We start from the raw sequence: 26337 nt of genomic DNA, 5'->3' as shown, positions 1-26337 counted from the left end.
CCCTGAAGGGAGAGGGGACCGTTCCGTGTGAAGCGTTAGTTCGACGCTCGCCGGAAATAGCGGACTTGCGGGGTGACTCAGAACTAACCGGCAGCACCGTACGGCTCCCTCTCCCTTCAGGGAGAGGGCTGGGGAGAGGGTGCGAAGGTGAGCCAGTACACCGAAGCCGCAGGTGATCCACCTTACGTCCGCGACGATTTTTCCCCCAAATGGGAAAAAATTCCGAAAAGACTGATGGCAATATGCCAAATCTTTTGATTACTCTCCGGATGCGGCGGGGGAAGGCTCCTGTGCGGTCGACCCCCATCCGATCGCCGGGAGCTTCCCGCGGCAACCCGGCCTCCGTGGCGCGCAAGGCGCCGGAAGTTCAGTCCAGTTCGCGCCAGGTCAGGTAGACACGCAGGTCGAATTCCAGTTGGTGATAGCCCGGCAGCATGTATTCGCAGAGCTGGTAGAAGGCCTTGTTGTGGTCGCGCTCGCGCAGGTGCGCCAGTTCGTGCACCAGGATCATCCTGAGGAATTCCGGTGCCGCGTCCTTGAACAGCGAGGCCACGCGGATTTCCTTCTTCGCCTTCAGCTTGCCGCCCTGCACCCGCGAGATCGCGGTGTTCAGCCCCAGGGCGCGCTGCACCACGTCCAGCTTGCTGTCGTAGAGCACCTTGTCCACCGCCGGCGCGTTGCGCATGTGCTCCTGCTTGAGCTGCATGGCATAGGCGTACAGCGCCTTGTCGCTCTGCACCTCGTGGCGCCCGGGGTAGCGGCGCTGCAGGTAGTCGCCCAGGCGATCCTCGGCGATCAACTGGCGGACCTGGTCCTGCAGCTGTTGCGGGTAGGCCTGGAGGTAGCGGAGCGGTTGCATGAAGGTCGGTTCGCGGTGACGGGGCGCGCAGTCTAGCCGATCCGCGCGCCCCTTCGCAGGCTCAGTCCAGCACCACCGCCGAATAGGCCTCGGTGCGGTAGGGGAAGGCCACCTCGGCCTGGCCCTTGAGCGCCGGGTGGGTGGCGATCAGTTCCTGCAGGCGCTGCTCGACCCGCGCCTTCTGCTCCGCCGGCAACGCGGCGATGAAGCTGATCGACAGCGTCCGCGCCACTATCACCTGCTCCGGCGGGCCGACGTGGCGGTAGCTGAATTCGCGCAACTGCAGCGGGCCGAAGGGCGCGTCGGCAAAGGCCCGGCGCCATTCGCCGGTGTGGAAGCGCGGGGTGCTGCCCTCGTAGGGCGCGACTATGTGGGTCAGCTCGGCGACCCAGTCCACCCGCTCGTCGCGCACGTTCCATACCAGCCCCAGGTGGCCGCGCGGGCGCAGCACGCGATGGATCTCGCGCAGCGCCTCGGGCTTGGCGAACCAGTGGAAGGCCTGGGCGCAGAGCACCGCGTCCAGGCTGGCGTCGGCCAGCGGCATGCCCTGGGCGGTGCCTTCCAGCACACGCACGTCGGGCAGCTCCTCGTGCAGGCGTTCGCGCATGGCCGCCACCGGCTCGATGGCGGTCACTTCGGCGCCGGTGCGCAGCAGCAGGCGGGTGAACTTGCCGGTGCCGGCGCCGAGGTCGGCCACCTTGCTGCCGGCCTTGATGCCGAGGCTGCCGTCGAGCCAGCCGAGCAGCTCGTCGGGGTATTCGGGGCGCCCGTGGGCGTAGGTCTGGGCTTCCTGGCCGAAGCCCTGCTGGGCGCTGGCGTGGACGCTATCCATGGACGGCTCTCCTGTACGGTGTCGCCCTCCGGTATAGCACACTCAGCGCAGCCGGCAGGCCTTGCCTTCCAGGTAGTCGCGGTAGCAGGCGAGCAGCCTGGCCTCGCTGATCCGGCAGCGCTTCTGCCGGCACTGGCTGTGGAACTCGAAGCGCCCGCCGTCGGGCTCGGCCAGTTGGATGCGCAGCGCCGGCCAGCCCTTGTTCGGCGCCTTCTCCGGGGTACTCAGCAGGCGGCCTTCGCTGACCACCAGGGGCGCGCCGGCCGCGGCGTAGTCGAAGACGAACAGCAGCGAGCGCGAGGTCTTCAGCGTGCACTCGGTGTGGCTCAGGCAGTTCTGCGCATCCACCGGCAGGTCGACCGCCGGCGCTCGCGGCGCGGGGGCTGCGGCGGGCGCGGGCGTGCCGGGCGGCTGCGCAGCACAACCGGCGAGCAGGAACATCAACAGGGGAACGAGCCAACGCATGGCGGACTCCGGGGCGTGGATACGAAAGAGCCCCGCCGGGGCGGGGCTCTTCAGGGGCGGGGCCGGATCAGTTGATCTTCGGCTCCAGTTCGCCCTTGGCGTAGCGCTGGAACATGGCTTCCAGGGAGATCGGCTTGATCTTGGAGGCGTGGCCGGCGGTGCCGAAGGCTTCGTAGCGGGCGATGCACACGTCGCGCATGGCTTCGATGGTCTTGGCGAAGTACTTGCGCGGGTCGAACTCGCTCTTGTTCTGCGCCAGGAAGCGACGGATGGCGCCGGTGGAGGCCAGGCGCAGGTCGGTGTCGATGTTCACCTTGCGCACGCCGTACTTGATGCCTTCGACGATTTCTTCTACCGGAACGCCGTAGGTTTCCGGGATTTCGCCGCCGAATTCGTTGATGATCGCCAGCCAGTCCTGCGGCACCGAAGAGGAGCCGTGCATCACCAGGTGGGTGCCCGGGATGCGCGCGTGGATCGCCTTGATGCGGTCGATGGCGAGGATGTCGCCGGTCGGCGGCTTGGTGAACTTGTAGGCGCCGTGGCTGGTGCCGATGGCGATGGCCAGGGCGTCGACCTTGGTTTTCTTGACGAAGTCGGCGGCTTCTTCCGGGTCGGTCAGCAGCTGGCTATGGTCCAGCACGCCTTCGGCGCCGACGCCGTCTTCCTCGCCGGCCATGCCGGTTTCCAGGGAGCCCAGGCAGCCCAGCTCACCTTCCACGGAGACGCCGCAGGCATGGGCGAAGGCCACGGTCTGCTGGGTCACGCGGACGTTGTATTCGTAGTCGGCCGGGGTCTTGCCGTCTTCCTTCAGCGAGCCGTCCATCATCACCGAGCTGAAGCCCAGCTGGATGGAGCGCTGGCACACGTCGGGGCTGGTGCCATGGTCCTGGTGCATGCACACCGGGATGTGCGGGAATTCCTCGATGGCCGCCAGGATCAGGTGGCGCAGGAAGGGCGCGCCGGCGTATTTGCGGGCGCCGGCCGAGGCCTGCACGATCACCGGGGAATCGGTCTTGTCGGCCGCTTCCATGATGGCGCGCATCTGCTCGAGGTTGTTGACGTTGAAAGCCGGGACGCCGTAGCCGAACTCGGCGGCGTGGTCCAGCATTTGGCGCATGCTGATGAGTGCCATGTTTTCACTTCTCCCAGGAAGTTGGGCTCGTTCTATGGTTCGACAGCCTGCCGCAGGGGCAGGCCGCATTCAAGTCTGTTGCGCCGCGCGGTGCTAGCGTGCGCGGCAGCCGCGGCCGATCAGGTCGTTGCTTTCCACCCAGTAGATCAGCCCCTGCTCGCCGGTGATGCTGAAACCGACCAGTCCGTCACTATAGAAAGCACCGGACCCGCCGGGTTCCTCCTCCAGGTGATGGACGACGTCGTCCTCGCCCAGGCGCAGGTCCACCACCGACGAGCGGGCGCCTTCGACGTAGCGCCAGATCACCACGGCGCCGCTGTCGCAGGTCCAGTGGTTCCAGCCGCCTTTGGCGGTGCCGGCGCCGCTTCCCGCGGGGTGGCTGGAGCAACCGGCCAGCAGGGCGCCCAGGGCCAGGGCGGCGAGGTAACGCTTCATCGGGCAATTCTCCCTCTCACGGCGATGCCGTATGTCCATTCAGCCCCGCGCCGCGCCGGCGCCCCGGTTCAGGGGTATTTCACCGGGGGTCGGACGCCGCCAGGCTCACTGCTTGGCGCGTTGCTCCAACACTTCCACGGCCGGCAGGACCTTGCCTTCGACGAACTCGAGGAAGGCGCCGCCACCGGTGGAAATGTAGGAGATCCGCTCGGCCACGCCATACTTGTCGATGGCCGCCAGGGTGTCGCCGCCGCCGGCGATGGAGAACGCCGGGCTCTCGGCGATGGCCAGGGCCAGGGTCTTGGTGCCTTCGCCGAACTGGTCGAACTCGAAGACGCCCACCGGGCCGTTCCACAGGATGGTCTTCGACGACTTCAGCAGCTCGGCGAACTGCGCGGCGGTCTGCGGGCCGATGTCGAGGATCATGTCGTCGTCGGCGACGTCGGCGATGGCCTTGACGGTGGCGGCGGCGCTTTCGGCGAACTCCTTGGCCACCACGACGTCGACCGGCAGCGGCACGCTGACCTTGGCCGCGATGGCCTTGGCGGTGTCGACCAGGTCGGCCTCGTACAGCGACTTGCCGACCTTGTAGCCGGCCGCGGCGAGGAAGGTGTTGGCGATGCCGCCGCCGACGATCAGCTGGTCGCAGATCTGCGCCAGGCTGTTGAGCACGTCGAGCTTGGTGGAAACCTTGGAGCCGGCGACGATGGCCGCCATCGGCCGCGCCGGGTTGCCCAGGGCCGTGCCCAGGGCGTCCAGCTCGGCGGCCAGCAGCGGGCCGGCCGCGGCGACCTTGGCGAACTTGGCCACGCCGTGGGTCGAGCCCTCGGCGCGGTGGGCGGTGCCGAAGGCGTCCATGACGAACACATCGCACAGCGCGGCGTACTTCTGCGCCAGCTCGTCGGCGTTCTTCTTCTCGCCCTTGTTGAAGCGCACGTTCTCGAACAGCACCAGCTCGCCCGGCTTGACCTCGACGCCGTCGAGGTAGTCGCGCACCAGCGGCACGTCGCGGCCCAGGGCCTTGCTCAGGTAGTCGGCGACCGGCTTGAGGCTGTTCTCCTCGGAGAACTCGCCCTCGGTGGGGCGGCCCAGGTGCGAGCAGACCATCACCGCCGCGCCCTTCTCCAGGGCCAGCTTGATGGTGGGCAGCGAGGCCAGGATGCGGGCGTCGCTCTTCACCACGCCGTCCTTCACCGGCACGTTGAGGTCCTCGCGGATCAGCACGCGCTTACCTTGGAGGTCGAGGTCGGTCATCTTCAAAACGGTCATGACATCAGTCCTGTCTGGGCTGGTTGTTTAACGTTCACTGGCGGCGACCCGCAGGAAGTGCCCCGCGGTGTCGAGCATGCGGTTGGCGAAGCCCCACTCGTTGTCGAACCAGGCCAGCAGGTTCACCAGGCGCGGCCCGGAAACGCGGGTCTGGCTGCCGTCGACGATCGCCGAGTGCGGGTCGTGGTTGAAGTCGCAACTGGCGTGGGGCAGCTCGGTGTAGTCCAGCAGGCCCTTGAGCGGCCCGCTGCCGGCGGCCTCGCGCAGCACCCTGTTGATTTCCGCGGCGGAAGTGTCGCGGGAAACCTGCAGGGTGATGTCCAGGGCCGAGACGTTCACCGTCGGCACCCGGATGGCTTTGGCCTGGATTCGCCCGGCAAGTTCCGGGAGCAGGCGCTCGATGCCCCGCGCCAGCCCCGTGGACACCGGGATCACCGACTGGAAGGCCGAGCGCGTGCGGCGCAAGTCTTCGTGGTGGTAGGCGTCGATCACCGGCTGGTCGTTCATCGCCGAGTGGATGGTGGTGATCGAGACGTACTCGATGCCCACGGCCTCGTTCAGCAGCTTGAGCAGCGGCACGCTGCAGTTGGTGGTGCAGGAGGCGTTGGAGACCAGCTTCTCGGCGCCGGACAGCTGTTGCTGGTTGATGCCGAAGACCACGGTGGCGTCGACGTCGGCCTCGCTGGCCATGGGCTGGGAGAACAGCACCCGCGGCGCGCCGGCGGCGAGGAAGCGCTGGCCATCGGCGCGGCTGTGGTAGACGCCGGAGCACTCCAGCACCAGGTCGACGTCCAGCGCCGCCCAGTCGATGGCCTCGGGCTCGGCCTGGCGCAGCACCTTCACGCAGTCGCCGCCGACGTGCAGGCAGCCGTCGGCCACGCTCACCTCGCCGGGGAAGCGGCCATGGGTGGAGTCGAAGCGGGTCAGGTATTCCAGGCTCGGCAGGTCGGCCAGGTCGTTCAGCGCGACGATGGAAAAGCCGGCCTTCGCGCCGCGCTCGTGCAGGGCGCGGAACACGCAGCGGCCGATGCGGCCGTAGCCATTGAGGGCGACACGGTAAGGGCGTTTGGGCATAAGCCTTCGGAAGCCGAAAGCGGGAAGCTGGAAGCTGGAAGCCGAGAGCAAAAGCAGCCAGGGGCATGCTTGCGCTTCAAGCTTCCAGCTTCAGGCTTCCAGCTATCAGACTCAGTCCTCCAACAATTCCTGGGCAGTGGAGAGAACGTTTTCGACGGTAAAGCCGAAGTGCTCGAACAGCGCCGGCGCCGGGGCCGACTCGCCGAAGGTGGTCATGCCGATCACGCGGCCTTCCAGGCCCACGTACTTGTACCAGTAGTCGGCGTGGGCGGCCTCGATGGCGATGCGCGCGCCGACCTGCACCGGCAGCACGGCCTGCTTGTAGCCGGCGTCCTGCTGCTCGAAGACGCTGGTGGAGGGCATGGAGACCACGCGCACCTGGCGGCCTTCGGCGCTGAGCTTGTCGTAGGCCTGCACGGCCAGGCCGACTTCCGAGCCGGTGGCGATCAGGATCAGCTCCGGCTCGCCGGCGCAGTCCTTGAGCACGTAGCCGCCGCGGGCGACGTTGGCCAGCTGCTCGGCGTCGCGCGCCTGGTGCGGCAGGTTCTGGCGGCTGAAGATCAGCGCCGAGGGACCGTCGTTGCGCTCGATGGCGTACTTCCAGGCCACCGCGGACTCGACCGCGTCGGCCGGGCGCCAGGTGTCCAGGTTCGGCGTCAGGCGCAGGCTGGCCAGCTGCTCGATGGGCTGGTGGGTCGGGCCGTCCTCGCCCAGGCCGATGGAGTCGTGGGTGAACACGTAGAGCACGCGCTGCTTCATCAGGGCGGACATGCGCACCGCGTTGCGGGCGTATTCCATGAAGATCAGGAAGGTCGCGCCGTAGGGGATGAAGCCGCCGTGCAGGGCCACGCCGTTCATGATGGCGCTCATGCCGAACTCGCGCACGCCGTAGAACACGTAGTTGCCCGAGGCGTCGCTGGGGGTCACGCCCTTGCAGCCCTTCCACAGGGTCAGGTTGGAACCGGCCAGGTCGGCGGAGCCGCCGAGCAGTTCCGGCAGCAGCGGGCCGAAGGCGTTCAGTGCGTTCTGGCTGGCCTTGCGGCTGGCGATGGTCTCGCCCTTGGCGGCGACTTCGGCGACGTAGGCCGCGGCCTGCTCGGCGAAGTCGGCCGGCAGTTCGCCCTTGACGCGGCGCTGGAACTCGGCGGCCAGCTCCGGGTGCGCAGCCTGGTAGGCGGCGAAGCGCTGGTTCCACTCGGCCTCGCGGGCGGCGCCGGCTTCCTTGGCGTCCCACTCGGCGTAGATCTCGGCGGGGACTTCGAACGGGCCGTGGTTCCAGCCCAGGGCGGCGCGGGTGGCGACGATCTCGTCATTGCCCAGCGGCGCGCCGTGGCACTCTTCCTTGCCCTGCTTGTTGGGCGAGCCGAAGCCGATCACGGTCTTGCAGCAGATCAGCGTCGGCGCGTCGCTCTTGCGTGCGGTCTCGATGGCGGTCTTGATCTCGTCGGCGTCGTGGCCGTCGACGTTGCGGATCACCTGCCAGCCGTAGGCTTCGAAGCGCTTCGGGGTGTCGTCGGTGAACCAGCCGTGGACCTCGCCGTCGATGGAGATGCCGTTGTCGTCGTAGAAGGCGATCAGCTTGTTCAGGCGCAGGGTGCCGGCCAGGGAGGCGACCTCGTGGGAGATGCCTTCCATCATGCAGCCGTCGCCGAGGAAGGCGTAGGTGTAGTGGTCGACGATGCCATGGCCTTCGCGGTTGAACTGCGCGGCCAGCACCTTCTCCGCCAGGGCCATGCCCACGGCGTTGGCGATGCCCTGGCCGAGCGGGCCGGTGGTGGTCTCCACGCCCGCGGTGTAGCCGTACTCCGGGTGGCCCGGGGTGCGCGAGTTGAGCTGGCGGAAGTTCTTCAGGTCCTCGATGCCCAGGTCGTAGCCGGTCAGGTGCAGCAGCGAGTAGATCAGCATCGAGCCGTGGCCGTTGGACAGCACGAAGCGGTCGCGGTCGGCCCACTGCGGGTTGCCCGGGTTGTGCTTGAGGTAGTCGCGCCAGAGCACTTCGGCGATGTCCGCCATCCCCATGGGGGCGCCTGGGTGGCCGCTGTTGGCTTTCTGCACGGCATCCATGCTCAGTGCGCGGATGGCATTGGCTCGCTCACGACGGCTGGGCATCGCTGAATCTCCTGCGGGGGCTGCTTCGATTGATCGAAGGGATGAAAAAAGGCGGCCATTTTCGCCCAGCCGGCCATCGCGGGGCAATGACAATCGGGCCGCAGGCTACAGGCGGCAGGTTTCTGGCGCGAGCCGCCTTTGGCAGGAGCGAGCCTGCTCGCGAACAAGCGCAGTGCCAGGCCGGTTCGCGAGCAAGCTCGCTCCTACAGTCCTGGCATTGCCGCTACCTTCCGCCTCCAATATCAAAACTTTTTGATACAGCCGTTGCCAGCATCCTCCCGGAGCTCTAGACTCCGCCCCCTATGAGCCTGCGCATGCCCCTGATCCGCCACGATGCCTGCGACGAGCTGGCCGCGCTGTGCAAGGCCGGCGGCGACCCGCTGCGGCTGAACGTGCTGCGGGTGCTGGCCAACGATTCGTTCGGCGTGCTGGAGCTGGCGCAGATCTTCGCCATCCGCCAGTCGGGCATGAGCCACCACCTGAAGGTGCTGGCCCAGGCCGGCCTGGTGGCGACGCGCCGCGAAGGCAACGCGATCTTCTACCGCCGCGCCCTGCCCCAGGCCGACAGCCTCGGCGGCAAGCTGCACGGGGCGCTGCTGGCGGAAGTGGACGAGCTGGCGCTGCCGGCCGAGGTGGACGCCCGCGTCGCCGCGGTGCACGCCCAGCGCGCCGCGGTGAGCCGCGACTACTTCGCCCGCAGCGCGGAGAAGTTTCAGGCCACGCAGGACCTGATCGCGGGGCTGCCGCAATACCGTGAAAGCGTTCTGGCGCTGCTCGACGCACTGAGCTTCGCCCCCGGCGCCACGGCGCTGGAAGTCGGCCCCGGCGACGGCGGGTTCCTCCCCGAGCTGGCCCGGCGTTTCGCGCGGGTGACCGCGCTGGACAACAGCGTGGCCATGCTCGACCTGGCCCGCCGGCGCTGCCTGGAGGCAGGGCTGACGAACGTGCGGCTGGACCTGGCCGACGCCCTGCAGGATGCCGCCGAACCGGCCGACTGCGTGGTGCTGAACATGGTGCTGCACCATTTCGCGGCGCCCGCCGAGGCCCTGCGCCAGCTGGCGCGCCTGGTGAAGCCGGGCGGCAGCCTGCTGGTGACCGAACTGTGCAGCCACGACCAGAGCTGGGCCCGCGAAGCCTGCGGGGACCTCTGGCTGGGGTTCGAACAGGAAGACCTGGCCCTTTGGGCCGATGCCGCGGGGCTCGCCCCCGGCGAGAGCTTGTACATTGGTTTACGTAATGGCTTTCAGATCCAGGTGCGGCATTTCGCCAAGCCGGATTCGCGAAGCGTCCTCACCCACCGGTAAAGACAGGAACCGTTAGATGAGCGAATACTCGATTTTCACCTCCGAATCCGTATCCGAAGGCCATCCGGACAAGATCGCCGACCAGATCTCCGACGCGGTGCTGGACGCCATCATCGCCAAGGACAAGTACGCCCGCGTGGCCTGCGAGACCCTGGTGAAGACCGGCGTCGCCATCATCGCCGGCGAAGTCACCACCTCGGCCTGGGTCGACCTCGAAGACCTGGTGCGCAAGGTCATCATCGACATCGGCTACAACAGCTCCGACGTCGGCTTCGACGGCGCCACCTGCGGCGTGCTGAACATCATCGGCAAGCAGTCGGTGGACATCAACCAGGGCGTCGACCGCGCCAAGCCCGAAGACCAGGGCGCCGGCGACCAGGGCCTGATGTTCGGCTACGCCAGCAACGAGACCGACGTGCTGATGCCGGCGCCGATCTGCTTCTCCCACCGCCTGGTCGAGCGCCAGGCCGAAGCACGCAAGTCCGGCCTGCTGCCGTGGCTGCGCCCGGACGCCAAGAGCCAGGTCACCTGCCGCTATGAAGGCGGCAAGGTAGTGGGTATCGACGCCATCGTGCTGTCCACCCAGCACAACCCGGACGTCTCCTACGCCGACCTGCGCGAAGGCGTGATGGAACTGATCATCAAGCACGTGCTGCCGGCCGAGCTGCTGCACAAGGACACCCAGTTCCACATCAACCCGACCGGCAACTTCGTCATCGGCGGGCCGGTGGGCGACTGCGGCCTGACCGGGCGCAAGATCATCGTCGACTCCTACGGCGGCATGGCCCGCCACGGCGGCGGCGCCTTCTCCGGCAAGGACCCGTCCAAGGTCGACCGTTCGGCTGCCTACGCCGGCCGCTACGTGGCCAAGAACATCGTCGCCGCCGGCCTGGCCGAGCGTTGCGAGATCCAGGTGTCCTACGCCATCGGCGTGGCCCAGCCGACCTCCATCTCGGTGAACACCTTCGGCACCGGCAAGATCAGCGACGAGAAGATCGTCCAGCTGGTTCGCGAGCACTTCGACCTGCGTCCGTACGCGATCACCAAGATGCTCGACCTGCTGCATCCGATGTACCAGCCGACCGCGGCCTATGGTCACTTCGGCCGCAACCCGTACGAGCTGACCTACGGTGACGAGACCTTCACCGCCTTCACCTGGGAGCGCACCGACAAGGCCGCCGCCCTGCGTGACGCGGCTGGCCTGTAAGGTCCGTCCGACGGAACAGCCCTGCTCCGGCGGGCTGTTCACGGTAAGAAAGAATGCCGTTTCTCTGTCTGGGGGAAACGGCATTTTTCGTATGGGATGGGCCATGGCTTCGCGCACGCATCCTGTCCTTCGCTCCGACCTCGATCCCATCGCGGACAGAGTCTCCTACCGCATGAGCGAGCATGGCTTTTCGTAGGATGGTGTTGAGCGAAGCGATACCCATCAGCGCAACCGCATGGGTTTCGCAAGCTCAACCCATCCTACGTAAAGCAGCTCGGCGCAGTCGGTGAGACAGTTGCTCCTACGACCGAGTCTCCCTGACACCCATGATCGCTCACCTGGCGTACAGCCGAGTCCGTAGGATGGTGTTGAGCGAAGCGATACCCATCAGCGCAACCGCATGGGTTTCGCAGGCTCAACCCATCCTACGTAAAGCAGCTCGGCGCAGTCGGTGAGACAGTTGCTCCGACGATTCAGGGAAGCTTGGGCGTAGGAGCGGACTCTGTCCGCGATTGGATTCACCGTTTGGCGTGAAGTGAAATCACGACGGTCCCTGAATCCTGTTCGCGATGGCGCCGCATCCCGGAAGCCTCCCACACTCCACCCGGCCCCTTCGCGGCGGCGGCGCACCTAGTCTGGAACCCCCTCCAGGCGCAAGGAAGCCCGCCGATGAAAGCCCTGCTCGCCTCAGCCCTGCTGCTCCTCCCCAGCCTCTCCCTGGCCTGCCCCGACTGGCCCGAACAGCGCGCCCGCGAAGAGCTGCTGGGCCTGCGCCAGCAACTGGAAGCCTGGGACCAGGCCTACCACCAGCGCGGCGAAAGCCCGATCGCCGACGAACTCTACGACCAGGCCCGGCAACGCTTCAGCCTTTGGCGCGGCTGTTATCCACATCTCGCCGTCGAACCGCCCCCGCTGCTGCCGGCCAGCCGCGGCAAGCTGCGCCACCCCGCCGCCCATACCGGCCTGGACAAGGCCGCCGACGCCGGCGAAGTCCGCCAGTGGATGGCCGGGCGCGAGGACCTCTGGGTGCAGCCCAAGGTCGATGGCGTGGCCGTGACGCTGGTCTACCAGGACGGCGAACTGGTCCAGGCCATCAGCCGTGGCGACGGCATCCATGGCCAGGACTGGACCGACAACGCCCGCCGCCTGCCGGCCGTGCCGCAACGTCTGCCCGCCACGGGGCGGCTGGTGTTGCAGGGCGAACTCTACTGGCGCCTGCCGGGCCACGTGCAGGTACAAAGGGGCGGCCTCGGCGCCCGCGGCAAGGTCGCCGGACTGATGGCGCGCAGCGAACCGGGCGAACAGGTTTCGCAGGTCGGCCTGTTCGTCTGGGAATTGCCCCACGGTCCCCAAAGCATGGCGCAACGCCTGGAGCGCCTGAGAGCGCTGGGCCTTGCGGACAGCGCAGCCCTGACGCTGCCGGTGACGGACTTCGAGGACGCCCAGCGCCAGCGCGAGCACTGGTACCGCAGCCCCCTGCCCTTCGCCAGCGACGGCATCGTCCTCCGCCAGGGCTCGCGCCCCGCCGCGAAGGCCTGGCAGGCCGGTGGCGCCAGCTGGGCGCTGGCCTGGAAATACCCCTACCGCCAGGCCCTGGCCGAGGTGCGCCGGGTGCATTTCCGCATCGGCCGCACCGGACGGGTGACGCCGCTGCTGGAGCTGCAGCCGGTGACCCTGGACGAGCGCCGCATCGCCCAGGTCAGCCTCGGCTCGACGCGGCGCTGGCAGGCCCTGGACATCCGCCCCGGCGACCAGGTGGCCATCGCTCTGGCCGGCCTGACCATCCCGCGGCTGGAAAGCGTGGTCTGGCGCTCGCCGCAGCGCCTTGCGGTAGAGCCTCCGGAGTCCGGGCGCTACCACTCGCTCAGCTGCTGGCGGGCAACGCCCGGCTGCGAGGAACAGTTCCTCGCCCGTCTCGCCTGGCTGGGCGGCGAACAGGGTTTGGCCTTGGAAGGCGTGGGACCGGGCACCTGGCAGGCACTGCTGGAAGCCGGCCAGCTCGCCGGCCTGCTCGACTGGCTGGAATTGCCGCCGGAAGCCCTGCGCCAACTGCCGGGCTTCGCCGAGCACAGTGGCGAACGCCTGCACGCCCAGTTCCGCGCCGCGCGGCAACGTCCCTTCCAGCACTGGTTGCGGGCGCTGGGCGTGCCCCAGGTCGACAGCCTGCCGGCCACCGAAGGTTGGGCCGAACTGAGCGCCCGGCAGGCCAGCGACTGGCGCCAGCTGCCGGGCGTCGGGCCGGTCCGGGCCCGGCAACTGCAGGCCTTCTTCGCCGACCACGAGGTGCATCGCCTGGGCGCCCAGCTCGCCGCGGCCGGGGTAGCCGGCTTCTGAGCCCTCAGCGCAGGCGGAAGGCTTCCTGGTGGAAATTGCGCGCCGGCATGCCGCGCCGGCCGAGGTCGCGCCGCAGCAGGTCGGCCAGGCCCTGCGGGCCGCAGAACCACAGGCTCGGCCAGCGACCGGAGGCGTCCGGCGCCATGCTCAGGTCGTCACCGCGCAGGTAGCCCTCTTCGGCGCTGTAGTGGACCTTCAGCGCCACGCTGGGCAGGCCGTCGCACAGCTCGCGCAGGCGCCCGGCGTAGATGGCGTCGGCGGGGCTGCGCACGCAGTAGTGCAGTTCCACTTCCGGCGCATCGGCCGGGTGCTGCTGCAGCGCCTCCAGCCAGGCCAGGAAGGGCGTGATGCCGATGCCGCCGGCGATCCACACCTGGCGCTCGCCGCCGCGGCGGAAATCGAAGCAGCCATAGGGCCCCTCGACCTTGACCGCATCGCCCGGCGCCAGAGAGTCCTGCAGGCGCCGGGTGTAGTCGCCCAGGGCCTTGATGCTGAAGCGCACCTCGCCGTTGCCCTGGTCGGCGCTGGAAATGCTGAAGGGATGTTGCCCCTCCAGGCGGTCGCAGGTGAGGAAGGCGAACTGCCCGGCCTTGTGCCGCCAGTTGCGGCCGAGCCGGCAGGTGACTTCCAGCATGCGCTCGCCGGGCCGCGCTACCGCCACCACCACGCCCTGGTGCGTGCGCCGCCGGCCGATGCGCCCGCTCAGGGCGATCAGCGCGCACACCGAGCCCAGCGCCGCGCACAGCGCCAGCAGCCAGCCCAGCGGCTGCGCCCAGTAGCCGGCTGGCGCCAGCACCACGCCATGGAAGGCCAGCACCAGGTAGACCAGCGCCAGCGCTTTGTGCACGTAGCGCCACAGGTGGTAGGGGAAGCGCTGCCAGAGCGTCAGCACCAGCATGGCGGCGAGCAACCAGGCCGACCACTCGCCCAGCTCCTTGGCCGAGCCGCGGAAGACCTCGAGGAAGGTCTCCACCCGCGGCCCCTTCGCCGGCTTGGCGACGAATTTCGCCAGCAGCGGCCCGCCCAGCTCCAGCAGGTAGTGCAGCAGGCCCAGGCTGATGGCCAGGATGCCCGCCCAGCGGTGCACCCGGTACATGCGGTCGAGCCCGCCCAGCGGCCGCTCCAGCCAGGCCGGGCGTACCGCCAGGAGCATGATCAGCGACATCAGCGCGAAGGCGACGACGCCGCTCAGCAGGATGGCCTGCTTGCGCAGGACCCAGATATCGAAAGTGGCCGGCGGATCGAGCGCGAGCGCCAGCCCGAACGCCGCCAACATGGTGGCGATGACGATGCCTACGAACTTCATATGGCCTCCCTGGTTGCGAGCCTGGTCCGAGACTGGGCGCGCGGCCTTAATCATCCCTGAAGCTCGTATGGGAATTTTCCGCTGTTCGGCCTTGCCATGACCCAGGTCAAGCGCTGGGCAAGGCCGCGGGCGTGCCGCACAATGCCGGACCCGGCCAGGAGACAACCCGCATGCGTATCCGCGTCCTTTCCGACCTGCACCACGAGCACTTCGGCGGCCGCCGCGAGCTGCCCGCGGTGGACGCCGACCTGGTGGTGCTGGCCGGCGACATCCACGAGCACCTGCAGGGCCTGCACTGGGCCCGCGAAGCCTTCCCCGACACGCCGGTGGTCTACGTCGCCGGCAACCACGAGTTCTACAACGCCGACCTGCCGGAGCTGACCCAGGCCATGCGCAACCTGGCCCGCGCCCTGGACATCCACTTCCTGGAGAACGACGCGGTGGTCATCGATGGCGTGCGCATCCTCGGCGCCACCCTGTGGACGGACTTCCGGCTCTACGGCGAGGAAACCCTGCCGCTGACGCTGCAACGCGCGCTGCGCCTGATGCCCGATTTCAGCTGCATCGACTGGTTCACCGCGCCCTTCACCCCAGCGCTCAGCCAGCAACTGTTCCAGGCCTCGCGGGACTGGCTGGCGGCGCAGCTGGCCGAGCCCTTCGCCGGGCCGACCGTGGTGGTCACCCACCATGCGCCCAGCGCCCGCTCCATTCCGCCGCAATATGTCGGCGACAGCCTGTCGCCGGCCTTCGCCTCGGACCTGGAGCATCTGGTGCAGCAATGCGACCTGTGGCTGCACGGCCACGTGCACGACGCCCTGGACTACCGCATCGGCCGCGCCCGGGTGGTGGCCAACCCGGGCGGCTACCCGGGCGAGCAGGGCGGCTTCGACGCCTACGGCACCGTGGAAGTCTGAGCCACCGGCAACTGCTTGAAGAAGCGCCAGATCTCCGCCGGCCCGTCCAGCTCGGGGTCGGCCATGCCGAACAGGCGCGGCGGCCGATAGCCCGGCTGCGACAACAGATGGCCGCCGCCGTGCACGCTCACCAGTTCCACCGGCGGCATTCCCTCGCCCTGCCATTGCCAGCGCTCCGACCAGACCGGGCCGGGGCGCGTCAGCGGCTCGCGCTGCGCCGGCGCGCTGATGCCGTTGCGCCGCGCCAGCTCGCCGGCCGAAGCCTCGCTGGAGAGCACTTCGCCGCGGTCGCCGAAGCCGAACAGCTTCACCCGCCCGCCGCCGTAGGGGTTGATCGGGTCGCGCGTGCCGTTCATCAGCAGCGCCGCCACGGCCCGCTGCGACTCGCTGCAAGCGTCGTTCGCCGCGCTCGGCAGGCTGGCCGCCACCAGGGCGATCCCGGCCAGCGGCAGTTCGGACTCCGCGGCCATGCGCAGGGCCATCTGCCCGCCGTTGGAGTAGCCGGCGAAGAACACCCGCTGCGGGTCCACCTGGCGCTCGCGCTGAATCCGCCGCACCAGCCGGGTGAGGAAGGCCACATCGTCGATGTTGCGGGCGCGCGCGCTGTAGCTGGCCACCTTGCGGCAGTCGTTCCAGTGGCCCTCGAAGCCGTCCGGGTAGAGCACCAGGAAGCCGTCGCGGTCGGCCAGGGCGTCGAAGCCGAAGCCGCTGTCGCGGCGCATCAGCTGGCCGTTGCTGCGCGAGGCGTGCAGCACCACCAGCAGCGCCGGGTTCGGCACCAGGTTGGGCGGCACGTAGAGCACGTAGCCGCGGCGCAGGCCGCCGGCACGCAGGGAGCTGTCCTCGCTCACCCCGGTGAGCATCGGCGGGCGCAGTTGCTCGCCGGGCAGCAGGTACCAGGCGCCCACCAGCAGGGCCGCCAGCAACAGCAGGATCAGCGTCTGAACCAGGCGAATCGCGATACGCATCCAGCCTCCCCCGCTCCGCCCGACGGAGCGCGTTCAATGGATCGACCAGGCCGCGGACTGCCATGGGGCAACCCCCACGCGCGCGCTTAATGGCAAACTCTAGACGTTCGTCAGCATCGATATCTCATTTGGTAACGCAGGACCCAAGAATGTTCCGATCAATTACCCTCAGCCTCGCCGCACTGCTCTGCACCGGCGCCTTCGCCGCGCAACCCGAGCAGCCCCTGAGCGGCTGCGCCGCCAAGCAGGCGGCCATCGCCGGCAAGCTGGAAGAAGCCCGCGCCCGCGGCGACAAGGGCGCCATCGCCGGCCTGGAAACCGCCCTGGAAAAGGCCCGCACCTACTGCACCGACGGCAGCCTGACGCAAAAGCGCACCCAGCGCGTGCTGGACGCCGAGCGCGAAGTCAGCCAGCGCGAAAGCGACCTGCGCAAGGCCATGAACAAGGGCGACGCGGAAAAGATCGAGAAGCGCAAGGACAAGCTGGCCGAGGCCCGCGCGGAGCTGGAGCAGGCGAAGCGGGAGTTGGAGGAGTGAGCAGGGCTGGTTGCCTGACTGGCTACCTGTAGGAGCGAGCTTGCTCGCGAACGGTGCCTACCGGTAGCAACAGTGCTTGGGATAAGTCCGCCCCTCTCCCTAACCCTCTCCCTGAAGGGAGAGGGGACCGTTGGGCAGGGTTGGGGATTCTGGAGTCAGCCGGCAGCTCCGGTGGTTTCCAGCTGAAACCATTTCTTCTCTTGGCACGGACTAGCCCCCTCTCCCTTCAGGGAGAGGGCTGGGGAGAGGGAGCGGAGTCAAACCAAAACACCGAGGTCGCCTGGAAACGCTGTTCGCGAGCAAGCTCGCTCCAAAAAAAGCGGAGCCCCCGTCAGAGCGCCCTGAACTTCTTGTGGCAAGCCTCGCAGGCATCTTCCACCGCGGCCAGGTCCTTGCGCACGCCGTCGGCGGTCGGGGTGGCCTGGCGGGTGTTGGCCTCCAGCGCGGCGGCGGCCTGCTGGAAGGTCTTGGCGTCGGCCTGGAACTCCAGCTGGCGCTGCCACAGCTCGTCCCTGGCGCGGCTGTCGCCGCCCTCGTCGGTCGGCTTGCTGGTGGGGAAATACTGCCAGGGCTGGCCGGCCAGCTCGTTGAGCTTAACCGAGTCGGCGCGGAATTTCTCGGCGTCGAAGACCACGCGGCCGCGCAGCATGCCGCCCATGTCCTCGCTGGCGTGGAGCATCTGCTTGAAGATCGCCTGGCGCTTGGCCAGCGGGGAATTCGGATCGAGGCGGTGGCAACCGGCCAGGGCGGCACCGGCCAACAGCAGGACGAGCAGGGTCTTCAGCTTCATGAGCGGACTCTTGTAGGACAGGCCAGACACGGGAGCGGCGGATTATCCGCCGCTGCCCGGCATTGATCCAGAGCCCGCGCGCCCGCCTGCGGCCATCCGCCGCAGCGATGCGCGAACCGTTCAGCTGCGGTTCAGGCGGAGACCACAAAGAAGGCAGCGATCAGCGCCATGCCGACGAACCACACCAGCGAACGCAGCAGCGCCAGGTCGGCAAGGTAGAAGATCAGGTAGAGCAGACGGCTGGTCAGCCAGGCGATGGCCAGGGTATCGAGGGTCGCCGGCTCGGCGTTGCCCACCACGTAGGCCACCAGCACGGCGATGGCGAAGGCCGGGGTGACCTCGAAGCTGTTCAGCTGGAAGGCGTTGGCGCGCTTGCGGTAGCCCTCCAGGCCGGCCAGGAAGGTGCGCGGGTCGTGGTTCTGCCGGGGGCCGAAGCCGCCGCCGGTGAACTTGGCGATGCTGGTGCCCAGGTAGGGCAGGAAGATGGCGATCAGGATGCACCAGAAGGCGATGGGCATGAACGGAGGTCTCGTCGGCTGGGAAGTCGGCAGGTTGCCGCCAAGCATAGGCGAAGGTCAGTGGCCGGCGGGCGGATGCGTGCGCCAAAGCGGCCAATCTCGCGGCCTGTTCGCCAAGCTCAGAGTTTCATCACCAGCATCCCCGCCAGCACCAGGCTGCACGCCAGCAGGCGCGGCAGCCCGAAGGGCTCCTTGAGGAAGCGCATGCCGAACAGCACCACCAGCACCACGCTGGTCTCGCGCAGCGCCGCGGCCTCGGCCACCGAGCCCAGCTGCATGGCCCAGAGCACCAGGCCGTAGCTGGCCATCACGCAGATGCCGACGCTCAGGCCGAGCTTCCACTGCGTCTGCCAGAAGCGCGCGAAGGCGCGGGTGCGCGCGCCCAGGGCGAGCAGCGGGAAGGGCACGCCGGAGAGCAGCGTCAGCCACACCAGGTAGTCCAGCGGCTGCGGCCAGCGCTTCAGGGCGTGGCCGTCGGTCCAGGTGTAGCTGCCGATGCACAGGCCCATCAGCAGCACCACGGGGAAGGCGATCCAGGGCAGCCGCGAACCGCCGCCGCCCTTGAGCAGGAACAGCATGCCCAGCGGGATCAGCAGGATGCCGAGGACCTGCCGGTCGCTGAGCTGCTCGCCGCCCACCAGCAGCGTCAGCGCCAGCACCACCAGCGGCGACAGGCCGCGCATCAGCGGGTAGACCAGGCCGAGATCGCCGACCTTGTAGGCCTGGATCAGCAGCACCCGGTAGACCAGCTGCAGGGCCACGGCACTGCCCAGCCAGGGCCAGACCTCGGCCGGCGGCAGGCTGATCCAGGGCAGCAGGGCGAGGGCCACGAGCAGGCCGACGAGGTCCATGCAGGCCACCACCAGCAGGCGGTCGGCGCTGAATTTGACGAGGGTGTTCCAGGCCGCGTGGAGCACGGCGGCGAGCAGCACCAGGGCGGTGGCGAACAAGGCGGGGCTTCCTGGTATAGACCAGTTGCGATTCTAGCGCCTCGCTCCCCATGCCCGGCAAGCCTCGGAAAGGCCTGAAGTGCGCACGCGGCTGCGCACCGAGGGGCGTGACTGGTCTAGACTGGGGGTTTCGCGATCGCCAGAGTCCCCTGCCATGCCCCGAATGCTCAAGTTCCTGTGCTGCTACGTCCTCGTCTCCCTGCTCACCGGCTGCGGCTACAACGCCATGCAAGCCGGCGACGAGCAGGTCAAGGCGGCCTGGTCCGAAGTGCTCAACCAGTACCAGCGGCGCGCCGACCTGGTGCCCAACCTGGTCAACACCGTGAAAGGCTATGCCGCCCACGAGGCCGCCGTGCTCACCCAGGTCACCGAGGCCCGGGCCAGGGTCGGCAGCACCACCCTCAATGCCGACCAGCTCGGCGACGCGGCGGCCATGCAGCGCTTCCAGCAGGCCCAGGGCGAGCTCAGCTCGGCGCTCTCGCGGCTGCTGGTGGTCACCGAGAATTATCCACAGCTCAAGGCCGACGGCCTGTTCAAGGACCTGCTGACGCAGCTCGAAGGCACCGAGAACCGCATCACCGTGGCCCGCGGCCGCTACGTCAAGGCGGTGCAGGACTACAACGTGCTGATCCGCCAGTTCCCGCAGGTGATCACCGCGAAGATCTTCGGCTACCAGCCCAAGGCCAACTTCAGCGTGGAGAACGAGGCGGCCATCTCCACCGCGCCCAAGGTCGATTTCGGCACGCCGCAGCCGCAACCGGCGCAATGAGCATGCGCGCCTGGCTGCTGGCGCTGGCCCTGCTGTGCTGCGCGGGCCTGGCGCGGGCCGAGGTGGCCGTGCCGCAGCTGAGCGCGCGGGTCACCGACCTCACCGCCACCCTCGACGCCGAGCAGCGCGAGCGGCTGGAGCAGCAGTTGGCGGCGCTGGAGCAGCGCAAGGGCGCGCAACTGGCGGTGCTGATGATCCCCAGCACCGGCGAGGAGAGCATCGAGCAGTACGCGGTGCGCGCCTTCGAGCAGTGGAAGCTGGGCCGCAAGGGCGTGGACGACGGCGTGCTGCTGGTGGTGGCCAAGGACGACCGCGCCCTGCGCATCGAGGTCGGCTACGGCCTGGAAGGCGCCATCACCGACGTCCTGGCCGGGCGCATCATCCGCGAGCAGATAGTCCCGCACTTCCGCGAAGGCGACTTCGCCGGCGGCGTGCAGGCCGGGGTGGACAGCCTGGAGAAGCTGATCGACGGCGAGGCGCTGCCCGAGCCCCAGCAGGCTGCGCAGGGCGACGACCTGGGCCTGCCGGCCGGCAGCCTGCTGCCGCTGTTCGCCCTGCTGGCCGGCGTGCCGCTGCTGGGGCGCCTGCTGCCGCTGCCGTTCATGCGCCAGCGCAGCTTCGGCCGCTATGTGGTGTGCAGCGTGATCGTCGGGGTGCTGGCCGGCGTGCTCAGTCTGGTGCTGAGCTTCAGCTTCGCCGCGCTGGTCAACAACGGCGTCAGCGCCTTCGTCTTCGCCCTCATCGCCTACCCCTTCTTCCTGCTGCCGGCCGGCTTCTTCCGTGGCGGGCGCGGCGGCGGTTTCGGCGGGGGCGGCTTCGGTGGCCGGGGTGGCGGTGGCTTCGGCGGTGGCGGGGGTTCCAGCGGCGGTGGCGGGGCCTCCGGCCGCTGGTGAGCCTCAGAGCACCGCGGCGCCGGCCTCTTCCTCGCGGATCGAGCGCAGCACCTGGCGCTGCAGCTCGATGAACTCGGCGCTGCCGGCCATCTCCTCGCGGCGCGGGCGCGGCAGGTTCACGTCGAAGGTGGTCTTGATCCGCCCCGGGCCCAGGCCCATGACCACGATGCGGTCGGACAGGTAGACCGCCTCCTCGACGTCGTGGGTGACGAACATCACCGTCAGCCGGTGCGTCTCCCAGATGCGCGTGAGCAGCTCCTGCATCTGGTGGCGGGTCATGGCGTCCAGGGCGCCGAAGGGCTCGTCCATCAGCAGGATCTTCGGCCGGTAGGACAGCGCCCGGGCGATCGCCACGCGCTGCTTCATGCCGCCGGAAAGCTCGGTGGGATAGGCGTCGGCGAACTTCTCCAGCTTCACCAGCTGCAGGTGCTCGGCGGCGATCTCGCGGCACTCGGCGCGGGAGCGGCCGGCGGCCTTGAGGGCGAACTCGACGTTCTGCCGCGCGGTCAGCCAGGGCAGCAGGGTGTAGGCCTGGAACACCACGCCGCGGTCCAGGCCGGGGCCGGCGATGGGCACGCCGTCGACCTTGACGCTGCCGCTGTCGAAGTCCTCGAGCCCCGCAGCGATGGACAGCAGGGTGCTCTTGCCGCAGCCAGAGGTGCCGACGATGGAGACGAACTCGTTGTCCGCCAGGGTCAGGTCGATGTTGCGCAGCACCTCGCGGCGCTCTCTGCCGACCGCGAAGCTCTTGTTCAGGCCGGAAATCTCCAGGGTCGCCATCAGCCGCGCCTCCGGTTGTAGCGGAACAGGACGCGCTCGGCGGCGCGCATGGCCTGGTCGGTGACCAGCCCCAGCAGGCCGAGCAGCAGGATGTAGCCGATGATGGTGTCGGTCTGGAAGAAGCGCTGCGACACCACGATGCGGTAGCCCAGGCCCGAGGTGGCGGCCACCAGCTCGGCCAGCACCAGCCAGGTCCAGGCCCAGCCGAGGCTGATGCGCAGGGCGTCCCAGATGCCCGGCAGGGCGCTGGGTAGGACGATCTTCAGGAGGATGCGCCGGTCGGGCATGCCCAGGGTCCGGCCGAGGCCGACGAAGTCCGGCGGCACGCGCTTGATGGCGTCCATCACCATCAGCACCTGCTGGAAGAAGGTGCCGATCCAGATGATGAGGAATTTCTGGAAGTCGCTGGTGCCGGCCCAGAGGATGCTCAGCGGCACGAAGGCCACCACCGGCATGTAGCGCACGAAGTCCACCAGCGGTTCGGTGGCGGCCTTCCAGAAGCCGTAGCAGCCGGCGAACACGCCGATGACGATGGACATCGCCGAGGAAATCGCGAAGGCCACCAGGATGCGGTAGACGCTGACCTTCAGGTCGGCCCAGAGGGTGCCGTCGGCGGCCAGCCTGAGCATGCGCGCCCAGACGTCGCCGGGCGCCGGCAGGAAGATCTTCGGCACCGCGCCGCTGGCGCCGGCCGCCCACCAGGCCAGGGCCAGCAGGACGAATACGCCGCCGCCGATCAGCAGCAGGTGGGTGCGCGCCAGCGGCTTGCCGATGACGAACAGCGGGGAGGGTTTACGGGCGTTCATGCGAGGCTCGGGGTAACGGGGAAAACGCGCCGACCCTGCGGCCGGCGCGCGGGGTGCGTCAGAGCGCCTCGGCGAAGCGCGTGTCGACGGCCTGCTCCGGTGTCACCGGCTGCTGGATGATGCCGGCTTCGCTGGCGGCCTTCTGGATGTGCGCGAAGGAGTCCTTGACGAAGGCGCCCTTCAGCTCGGCCTTGTTCTCGCCCAGGGAATAGAAGCGCACGCCGTCGAAGGCGCTCTGCAGCTCCGCCGGCTCGGCGCCGACGCCCTTGGCAATGGCCGCGCGGCCTTCGGCGGTGTGGGCCTGGTAGTGCTTCAGGCCGGCTTCCCAACTCTTGAGCAGGGCCAGCACCTGGCCGGGGCGCTGCTTGAGCACCTCGTCGCGGACCACGAACACGTCGCTGATGATGCCCGGGTCGTCCGAGCCCTTGTACAGCAGGTTGACCTTCGGGTTCTGCTGCCTGGCGGCGCTCAGGTAGGGCTCGTAGGTCACCGCCGCCGGCACCTGGCCTGCGATCAGCGCGGAACCGGCGTTGGCCGCCGGCATCGGCACCGGCTGCACATCGGCCAGGCTCAGGCCGGCCTTGCGCAGGGCGCTGTGCAGGAGGATGTCGCTGGTGGTGCCCTCTTCATAGGCGACCTGCTTGCCCTTGAGGTCCTTCAGCGTCTTGATCGAGGGGTCGACGATCAGCGCGTCGGCGCTGGTGCTCTGGTCCAGCAGCAGGACGATCTTCACCGGCAGGCCGGCGGCGACCATGGCCATGGCGGTGTGGGTGGCGAGGTTGCCGCCGTCGATCTGGCCGCTGGCCAGGGCGGCGTTCATGTCCTTGTCTTCGGTGAAGTTGACCAGCTCGACCTTGTCCAGGCCGTTGGCCTTGAAGGCCCCGGCCTGCTCGGCGACGTACCACTGGCCGTAGCCCAGCCAGGGCTGCATGCCCATCTTGAAGGTGCCGGCCTCGGGCTTGAGGTCGGCCTTGGGCTCGGCGGCCTGGGCGGCGCCGCCCAGCAGGACGGCGCAGCAGGTGGCCGCGACGAGGCGGCGCAGCGTGGATGCGATGGGCGCTTGCATGGTGTCTCCCCGGTCTTTTTCTGTGGTGGTACGACGGGGGAGCGGTGGCCCGCACCCGCCGTGGGCGGGCACAGGCTCACACGAAACCGCGCGGATGCAAAGCCTGGATGCGTCGCTGCGGGCCCGCAGGCTCAGGGCTCGAGGTCGTCCCCGTCCTTGAACTGGTCCTTGATGTAGGTGATCTCGGTCTTGCCGTGGGGCGCCGGCAGGCCGTCCGGGCCCATGTTGACGAAGACCATCTTGTCGATGGTGAGGATGCTCTTGCGGGTGATCTTGTTGCGCACGTGGCAGGTCAGGGTGATCGAGGTGCGGCCGAAGTCGGTGGCGGTGATGCCCATCTCGATGATGTCGCCGGTGCGCGCCGAGCTGACGAAGTTGATCTCGGAGATGAACTTGGTGACCACGCGCTGGTTGCCCAGCTGGACGATGGCGTAGATGGCCGCTTCTTCGTCTATCCACTTCAGCAGGCTGCCGCCGAACAGCGAGCCGTTGGGGTTGAGGTCTTCGGGTTTTACCCATTTGCGGGTGTGGAAATTCATGGTGACTCCTTGCTGGTTGCGCCTTGTGAGCGCGATGCCTTGTCGGCAAGTTGACGGGCCGAGCCCCGCCGGCTGCGCAATTATCGCGCGGATCGCCGCTGCGCGTCCTGCCTGGAGTCAGCCCAGGCCGGCCTCCTCGCGGTAGATGCGCGCCTGCTCCACCAGCCAGTCGCGGAAGGCGCGGACGATGGCGGATTCCACCTTGCGCTCGGGAATCATCAGGTAATAGGCATGCTCGCTCAAATAGGCATGTTGCATCGCCACGATCAGCCGGCCCTCGGCCAGCTCGCGCTGGATCAGCATCGGCGGGATCAGCGCCACACCCATGCCCTGCTCGGCCGCCTGGGCGAGCATGGAGAACAGCTCGTAGCGGGTGCCGCTCATGTCGTGGGCGACGCTCATGCCCAGGGAGCCGAACCACTGGCGCCAGGCATAGGGCCGGGTGGTCTGCTGCATCAGCGGCAGCGCGGCGATCGCCTCGGCGCTGAGGCTGGCGCGGCCTTCGAGCAGCTCGGGGCTGCACACCGGCACCGGGTTCTCGCGCATGAGGAAGTGCTTGACCGTGCCGGACCAGGCGCCGTCGCCGAAGTACAGCGCGCAGTCGAAGTCGGTGTCGGCGAAGAGGAAGGGCCGGGTGCGGTTGGTCAGGTTCACCGTGACTTCCGGGTACAGCCCCTTGAAGGCCTTGAGCCGCGGCAGCAGCCATTGGGTGGCGAAGGTCGGCACCACCGCCAGCTCGATGCTGCCGCCGCCCTGCTGGCCCATCACCGCCAGGGTGTCGCGCTCCACTGCGTCCAGCCGCGCGGCGATGCGCCGGCTGTAGCCCAGCCCCGCCTCGGTGAGCTTGACGCCGCGCCGCGAACGGCGGAACAGTTCGACGCCGAGGAACGCCTCCAGCCCGGCGATCTGCCGGCAGATGGCGCTCTGCGTCAGCGACAGTTCCTCGGCGGCCTTGGTGAAGCTCTCGTGGCGCGCCGCCGACTCGAAGCTGACCAGCGCCGCGGTGGTGGGGATCTTGCGCCGCATCGAATGCCTCTTGGGAATCTCGTGATCCGCGAAGCCCGGGAAACAGGCCATTCAAACATTCGTTTCATGGGGCCCGGGCGGTCACGGAGTGAGAAAATAGCACAACAGCGTGCGAATTAGTCGGTTGCCGCACCGGTCGGCGGCTGACTAGGATCGACCGCACTGCGTCCGCCTAAACTGGTCGGACACCCTGTCACTGCCCCGAGGTAACCCGATGGCCACCAAAGCAAGCTTCAACTGGGAAGACCCGCTGCTGCTGGATCAGCAACTCACCGAAGAAGAGCGCATGGTTCGCGACAGCGCCCAGCAGTTCGCCCAGGACAAGCTGGCCCCGCGCGTGCTGGAGGCCTTCCGCCATGAGCAGACCGACCCGGCGATCTTCCGCGAGATGGGCGAGACCGGCCTGCTCGGCGCGACCATCCCCGCCGAGTACGGCGGCAGCGGCCTGAACTACGTGTGCTACGGCCTGATCGCCCGCGAGGTCGAGCGCGTCGACTCCGGCTACCGCTCGATGATGAGCGTGCAGTCGTCCCTGGTCATGGTGCCGATCTACGAGTTCGGCAACGAAGCCACCAAGCAGAAGTACCTGCCGAAACTGGCCAGCGGCGAATACATCGGCTGCTTCGGCCTGACCGAGCCGAACCACGGCTCCGACCCGGGCTCGATGATCACCCGCGCCAAGAAGGTCGACGGCGGCTACCGCCTGTCCGGCGCCAAGATGTGGATCACCAACAGCCCGATCGCCGACGTCTTCGTGGTCTGGGCCAAGGACGACGAAGGCCAGATCCGCGGCTTCGTCCTGGAGAAAGGCTGGGAAGGCCTGAGCGCCCCGGCCATCCACGGCAAGGTCGGCCTGCGCGCCTCCATCACCGGCGAGATCGTGATGGACAACGTGTTCGTCCCCGAAGAGAACGCCTTCCCCGAAGTGCGCGGCCTGCGCGGCCCGTTCACCTGCCTGAACTCGGCCCGCTACGGCATCTCCTGGGGCGCCCTGGGCGCGGCCGAGGCCTGCTGGCACACCGCCCGCCAGTACACCCTGGACCGCAAGCAGTTCGGCCGCCCGCTGGCCGCCAACCAGCTGATCCAGAAGAAACTGGCCGACATGCAGACCGAAATCACCCTCGCCCTGCAAGGCTGCCTGCGCCTGGGCCGGATGAAGGACGAAGGCACCGCCGCGGTGGAAATCACCTCGATCATGAAGCGCAACAGCTGCGGCAAGGCCCTGGACATCGCCCGCATGGCCCGCGACATGCTCGGCGGCAACGGCATCTCCGACGAGTTCGGCGTGGCCCGCCACCTGGTCAACCTGGAAGTGGTGAACACCTATGAAGGTACCCACGACGTCCACGCGCTGATCCTCGGCCGCGCGCAGACTGGCATCCAGGCTTTCTTCTAAGACGAGCCATAAGCTGGAAGCCCGAAGCTGGAAGCCTCTCCGGCGCGGGCTTCCGGCTTC

The 26337-nt window shown here is 68.5% G+C and carries 26 protein-coding genes; 8 read left to right on the top strand and 18 right to left on the bottom strand.

Going from position 1 to position 26337, the window contains the following annotated elements:
• Window positions 1-367 precede the first annotated feature (367 nt).
• The 8 genes from FG99_RS07235 to tkt all read right to left on the bottom strand — a co-directional run bounded on the left by FG99_RS07235 (window position 368) and on the right by tkt (window position 8175).
• Window positions 368-859 carry a M48 metallopeptidase family protein gene (locus tag FG99_RS07235; RefSeq protein WP_043268464.1) on the bottom strand — a complete coding sequence of 164 codons (492 nt, stop codon included), beginning with the start codon at window positions 857-859 and terminating at the stop codon, window positions 368-370.
• A 61-nt stretch (window positions 860-920) separates the two neighbouring features.
• On the bottom strand, window positions 921-1691 hold the full coding sequence (locus FG99_RS07230) for a class I SAM-dependent methyltransferase (RefSeq protein WP_043268462.1): 771 nt from the start codon (window positions 1689-1691) through the stop codon (window positions 921-923).
• Between the two features lie 42 nt (window positions 1692-1733).
• Window positions 1734-2156 carry a hypothetical protein gene (locus FG99_RS07225; RefSeq protein ID WP_043268460.1) on the bottom strand — a complete coding sequence of 141 codons (423 nt, stop codon included), beginning with the start codon at window positions 2154-2156 and terminating at the stop codon, window positions 1734-1736.
• Window positions 2157-2223: 67 nt separating this feature from the next.
• Complete coding sequence (fba, locus tag FG99_RS07220; protein ID WP_009613660.1) at window positions 2224-3288, bottom strand: class II fructose-bisphosphate aldolase; 1065 nt, start codon at window positions 3286-3288, stop codon at window positions 2224-2226.
• A gap of 93 nt (window positions 3289-3381) precedes the next feature.
• A complete protein-coding gene (locus tag FG99_RS07215; RefSeq protein ID WP_043268458.1) occupies window positions 3382-3723 on the bottom strand; it encodes an MliC family protein in 342 nt (113 codons plus the stop codon).
• 105 nt (window positions 3724-3828) lie between these two features.
• On the bottom strand, window positions 3829-4992 hold the full coding sequence (locus tag FG99_RS07210) for a phosphoglycerate kinase (protein WP_043268456.1): 1164 nt from the start codon (window positions 4990-4992) through the stop codon (window positions 3829-3831).
• 27 nt (window positions 4993-5019) lie between these two features.
• Window positions 5020-6066: an erythrose-4-phosphate dehydrogenase gene (gene epd, locus FG99_RS07205; RefSeq protein ID WP_043268454.1), complete on the bottom strand. Its 1047-nt coding sequence runs from the start codon at window positions 6064-6066 to the stop codon at window positions 5020-5022.
• Window positions 6067-6177: 111 nt separating this feature from the next.
• Window positions 6178-8175, bottom strand: coding sequence for a transketolase (gene tkt / locus FG99_RS07200; RefSeq protein WP_009613669.1), 1998 nt, complete (start codon window positions 8173-8175; stop codon window positions 6178-6180).
• 302 nt (window positions 8176-8477) lie between these two features.
• On the opposite strand from tkt, the gene FG99_RS07195 reads away from it, so the two are divergent.
• The 3 genes from FG99_RS07195 to ligB all read left to right on the top strand — a co-directional run bounded on the left by FG99_RS07195 (window position 8478) and on the right by ligB (window position 13020).
• The gene (locus FG99_RS07195) at window positions 8478-9479 is read left to right on the top strand and encodes an ArsR/SmtB family transcription factor (protein ID WP_024128059.1); all 1002 of its coding nucleotides are present in this window, start codon (window positions 8478-8480) and stop codon (window positions 9477-9479) included.
• A gap of 16 nt (window positions 9480-9495) precedes the next feature.
• Window positions 9496-10686 carry a methionine adenosyltransferase gene (gene metK / locus FG99_RS07190; protein ID WP_043268452.1) on the top strand — a complete coding sequence of 397 codons (1191 nt, stop codon included), beginning with the start codon at window positions 9496-9498 and terminating at the stop codon, window positions 10684-10686.
• Between the two features lie 669 nt (window positions 10687-11355).
• A complete protein-coding gene (gene ligB / locus FG99_RS07185; RefSeq protein ID WP_043268449.1) occupies window positions 11356-13020 on the top strand; it encodes an NAD-dependent DNA ligase LigB in 1665 nt (554 codons plus the stop codon).
• 4 nt (window positions 13021-13024) lie between these two features.
• Here the strand turns inward: ligB and FG99_RS07180 are convergent, their stop codons facing one another.
• Window positions 13025-14326 carry a ferredoxin reductase family protein gene (locus FG99_RS07180; RefSeq protein WP_043268447.1) on the bottom strand — a complete coding sequence of 434 codons (1302 nt, stop codon included), beginning with the start codon at window positions 14324-14326 and terminating at the stop codon, window positions 13025-13027.
• A gap of 170 nt (window positions 14327-14496) precedes the next feature.
• On the opposite strand from FG99_RS07180, the gene FG99_RS07175 reads away from it, so the two are divergent.
• Window positions 14497-15240 carry a metallophosphoesterase gene (locus FG99_RS07175; protein ID WP_043268444.1) on the top strand — a complete coding sequence of 248 codons (744 nt, stop codon included), beginning with the start codon at window positions 14497-14499 and terminating at the stop codon, window positions 15238-15240.
• On the opposite strand, the gene FG99_RS07170 is transcribed toward FG99_RS07175, so the two are convergent.
• The gene (locus FG99_RS07170; RefSeq protein ID WP_043268442.1) at window positions 15219-16208 is read right to left on the bottom strand and encodes a CE1 family esterase; all 990 of its coding nucleotides are present in this window, start codon (window positions 16206-16208) and stop codon (window positions 15219-15221) included. The genes FG99_RS07175 and FG99_RS07170 overlap by 22 nt on opposite strands.
• Window positions 16209-16357: 149 nt before the next feature.
• Between FG99_RS07170 and FG99_RS07165 the strand changes: the two genes are divergently transcribed.
• A complete protein-coding gene (locus FG99_RS07165) occupies window positions 16358-16744 on the top strand; it encodes a DUF1090 domain-containing protein (protein ID WP_043268440.1) in 387 nt (128 codons plus the stop codon).
• A 331-nt stretch (window positions 16745-17075) separates the two neighbouring features.
• Here FG99_RS07165 and FG99_RS07160 read toward each other — a convergent pair whose 3' ends face one another.
• The 3 genes from FG99_RS07160 to FG99_RS07150 all read right to left on the bottom strand — a co-directional run bounded on the left by FG99_RS07160 (window position 17076) and on the right by FG99_RS07150 (window position 19002).
• On the bottom strand, window positions 17076-17534 hold the full coding sequence (locus FG99_RS07160) for a c-type cytochrome (RefSeq protein ID WP_043268438.1): 459 nt from the start codon (window positions 17532-17534) through the stop codon (window positions 17076-17078).
• A gap of 131 nt (window positions 17535-17665) precedes the next feature.
• Window positions 17666-18052, bottom strand: a complete 387-nt coding sequence (locus tag FG99_RS07155; RefSeq protein WP_009613679.1) for an MAPEG family protein — start codon at window positions 18050-18052, stop codon at window positions 17666-17668.
• A 119-nt stretch (window positions 18053-18171) separates the two neighbouring features.
• Window positions 18172-19002, bottom strand: a complete 831-nt coding sequence (locus FG99_RS07150; RefSeq protein WP_043268436.1) for an EamA family transporter — start codon at window positions 19000-19002, stop codon at window positions 18172-18174.
• 154 nt (window positions 19003-19156) lie between these two features.
• Here FG99_RS07150 and FG99_RS07145 point away from each other — a divergent pair, with 154 nt between their 5' ends.
• Entirely contained in the window at window positions 19157-19771 is a 615-nt protein-coding gene (locus FG99_RS07145; RefSeq protein ID WP_009613681.1) for a LemA family protein, read from the top strand.
• A gap of 2 nt (window positions 19772-19773) precedes the next feature.
• Window positions 19774-20664 carry a TPM domain-containing protein gene (locus FG99_RS07140; protein WP_232244718.1) on the top strand — a complete coding sequence of 297 codons (891 nt, stop codon included), beginning with the start codon at window positions 19774-19776 and terminating at the stop codon, window positions 20662-20664.
• A gap of 3 nt (window positions 20665-20667) precedes the next feature.
• On the opposite strand, the gene FG99_RS07135 is transcribed toward FG99_RS07140, so the two are convergent.
• The 5 genes from FG99_RS07135 to FG99_RS07115 form a co-directional block, all read right to left on the bottom strand.
• A complete protein-coding gene (locus FG99_RS07135) occupies window positions 20668-21444 on the bottom strand; it encodes an ABC transporter ATP-binding protein (RefSeq protein ID WP_043268432.1) in 777 nt (258 codons plus the stop codon).
• The gene (locus FG99_RS07130; RefSeq protein WP_009613685.1) at window positions 21444-22250 is read right to left on the bottom strand and encodes an ABC transporter permease; all 807 of its coding nucleotides are present in this window, start codon (window positions 22248-22250) and stop codon (window positions 21444-21446) included. The genes FG99_RS07135 and FG99_RS07130 overlap by 1 nt, the downstream gene beginning before the upstream one ends.
• Window positions 22251-22308: 58 nt before the next feature.
• Window positions 22309-23316: an ABC transporter substrate-binding protein gene (locus FG99_RS07125; RefSeq protein ID WP_043268430.1), complete on the bottom strand. Its 1008-nt coding sequence runs from the start codon at window positions 23314-23316 to the stop codon at window positions 22309-22311.
• Between the two features lie 131 nt (window positions 23317-23447).
• Complete coding sequence (locus tag FG99_RS07120) at window positions 23448-23855, bottom strand: acyl-CoA thioesterase (protein WP_009613689.1); 408 nt, start codon at window positions 23853-23855, stop codon at window positions 23448-23450.
• Between the two features lie 117 nt (window positions 23856-23972).
• Window positions 23973-24881 (bottom strand): LysR family transcriptional regulator, encoded by a 909-nt coding sequence (locus FG99_RS07115; RefSeq protein WP_043268428.1) that lies wholly within the window; start codon window positions 24879-24881, stop codon window positions 23973-23975.
• Between the two features lie 214 nt (window positions 24882-25095).
• Between FG99_RS07115 and FG99_RS07110 the strand changes: the two genes are divergently transcribed.
• Window positions 25096-26277 (top strand): acyl-CoA dehydrogenase, encoded by a 1182-nt coding sequence (locus FG99_RS07110; RefSeq protein ID WP_009613692.1) that lies wholly within the window; start codon window positions 25096-25098, stop codon window positions 26275-26277.
• Window positions 26278-26337: the final 60 nt, after the last annotated feature.

Origin of the sequence: Pseudomonas sp. AAC (genome assembly GCF_000725445.1) — a bacterium.
Taxonomy (GTDB): domain Bacteria; phylum Pseudomonadota; class Gammaproteobacteria; order Pseudomonadales; family Pseudomonadaceae; genus Pseudomonas; species Pseudomonas citronellolis.
This window is presented reverse-complemented; position numbering and strand designations above follow the sequence as displayed.

Coding starts and splice junctions, on each gene's coding strand:
- FG99_RS07235 (WP_043268464.1), bottom strand. CDS start 859: ATGCAACCGCTCCGCTACCTCCAGGCCTACCCGCAACAGCTGCAGGAC.
- FG99_RS07230 (WP_043268462.1), bottom strand. CDS start 1,691: ATGGATAGCGTCCACGCCAGCGCCCAGCAGGGCTTCGGCCAGGAAGCC.
- FG99_RS07225 (WP_043268460.1), bottom strand. CDS start 2,156: ATGCGTTGGCTCGTTCCCCTGTTGATGTTCCTGCTCGCCGGTTGTGCT.
- fba (WP_009613660.1), bottom strand. CDS start 3,288: ATGGCACTCATCAGCATGCGCCAAATGCTGGACCACGCCGCCGAGTTC.
- FG99_RS07215 (WP_043268458.1), bottom strand. CDS start 3,723: ATGAAGCGTTACCTCGCCGCCCTGGCCCTGGGCGCCCTGCTGGCCGGT.
- FG99_RS07210 (WP_043268456.1), bottom strand. CDS start 4,992: ATGACCGTTTTGAAGATGACCGACCTCGACCTCCAAGGTAAGCGCGTG.
- epd (WP_043268454.1), bottom strand. CDS start 6,066: ATGCCCAAACGCCCTTACCGTGTCGCCCTCAATGGCTACGGCCGCATC.
- tkt (WP_009613669.1), bottom strand. CDS start 8,175: ATGCCCAGCCGTCGTGAGCGAGCCAATGCCATCCGCGCACTGAGCATG.
- FG99_RS07195 (WP_024128059.1), top strand. CDS start 8,478: ATGAGCCTGCGCATGCCCCTGATCCGCCACGATGCCTGCGACGAGCTG.
- metK (WP_043268452.1), top strand. CDS start 9,496: ATGAGCGAATACTCGATTTTCACCTCCGAATCCGTATCCGAAGGCCAT.
- ligB (WP_043268449.1), top strand. CDS start 11,356: ATGAAAGCCCTGCTCGCCTCAGCCCTGCTGCTCCTCCCCAGCCTCTCC.
- FG99_RS07180 (WP_043268447.1), bottom strand. CDS start 14,326: ATGAAGTTCGTAGGCATCGTCATCGCCACCATGTTGGCGGCGTTCGGG.
- FG99_RS07175 (WP_043268444.1), top strand. CDS start 14,497: ATGCGTATCCGCGTCCTTTCCGACCTGCACCACGAGCACTTCGGCGGC.
- FG99_RS07170 (WP_043268442.1), bottom strand. CDS start 16,208: ATGCGTATCGCGATTCGCCTGGTTCAGACGCTGATCCTGCTGTTGCTG.
- FG99_RS07165 (WP_043268440.1), top strand. CDS start 16,358: ATGTTCCGATCAATTACCCTCAGCCTCGCCGCACTGCTCTGCACCGGC.
- FG99_RS07160 (WP_043268438.1), bottom strand. CDS start 17,534: ATGAAGCTGAAGACCCTGCTCGTCCTGCTGTTGGCCGGTGCCGCCCTG.
- FG99_RS07155 (WP_009613679.1), bottom strand. CDS start 18,052: ATGCCCATCGCCTTCTGGTGCATCCTGATCGCCATCTTCCTGCCCTAC.
- FG99_RS07145 (WP_009613681.1), top strand. CDS start 19,157: ATGCCCCGAATGCTCAAGTTCCTGTGCTGCTACGTCCTCGTCTCCCTG.
- FG99_RS07140 (WP_232244718.1), top strand. CDS start 19,774: ATGCGCGCCTGGCTGCTGGCGCTGGCCCTGCTGTGCTGCGCGGGCCTG.
- FG99_RS07135 (WP_043268432.1), bottom strand. CDS start 21,444: ATGGCGACCCTGGAGATTTCCGGCCTGAACAAGAGCTTCGCGGTCGGC.
- FG99_RS07130 (WP_009613685.1), bottom strand. CDS start 22,250: ATGAACGCCCGTAAACCCTCCCCGCTGTTCGTCATCGGCAAGCCGCTG.
- FG99_RS07125 (WP_043268430.1), bottom strand. CDS start 23,316: ATGCAAGCGCCCATCGCATCCACGCTGCGCCGCCTCGTCGCGGCCACC.
- FG99_RS07120 (WP_009613689.1), bottom strand. CDS start 23,855: ATGAATTTCCACACCCGCAAATGGGTAAAACCCGAAGACCTCAACCCC.
- FG99_RS07115 (WP_043268428.1), bottom strand. CDS start 24,881: ATGCGGCGCAAGATCCCCACCACCGCGGCGCTGGTCAGCTTCGAGTCG.
- FG99_RS07110 (WP_009613692.1), top strand. CDS start 25,096: ATGGCCACCAAAGCAAGCTTCAACTGGGAAGACCCGCTGCTGCTGGAT.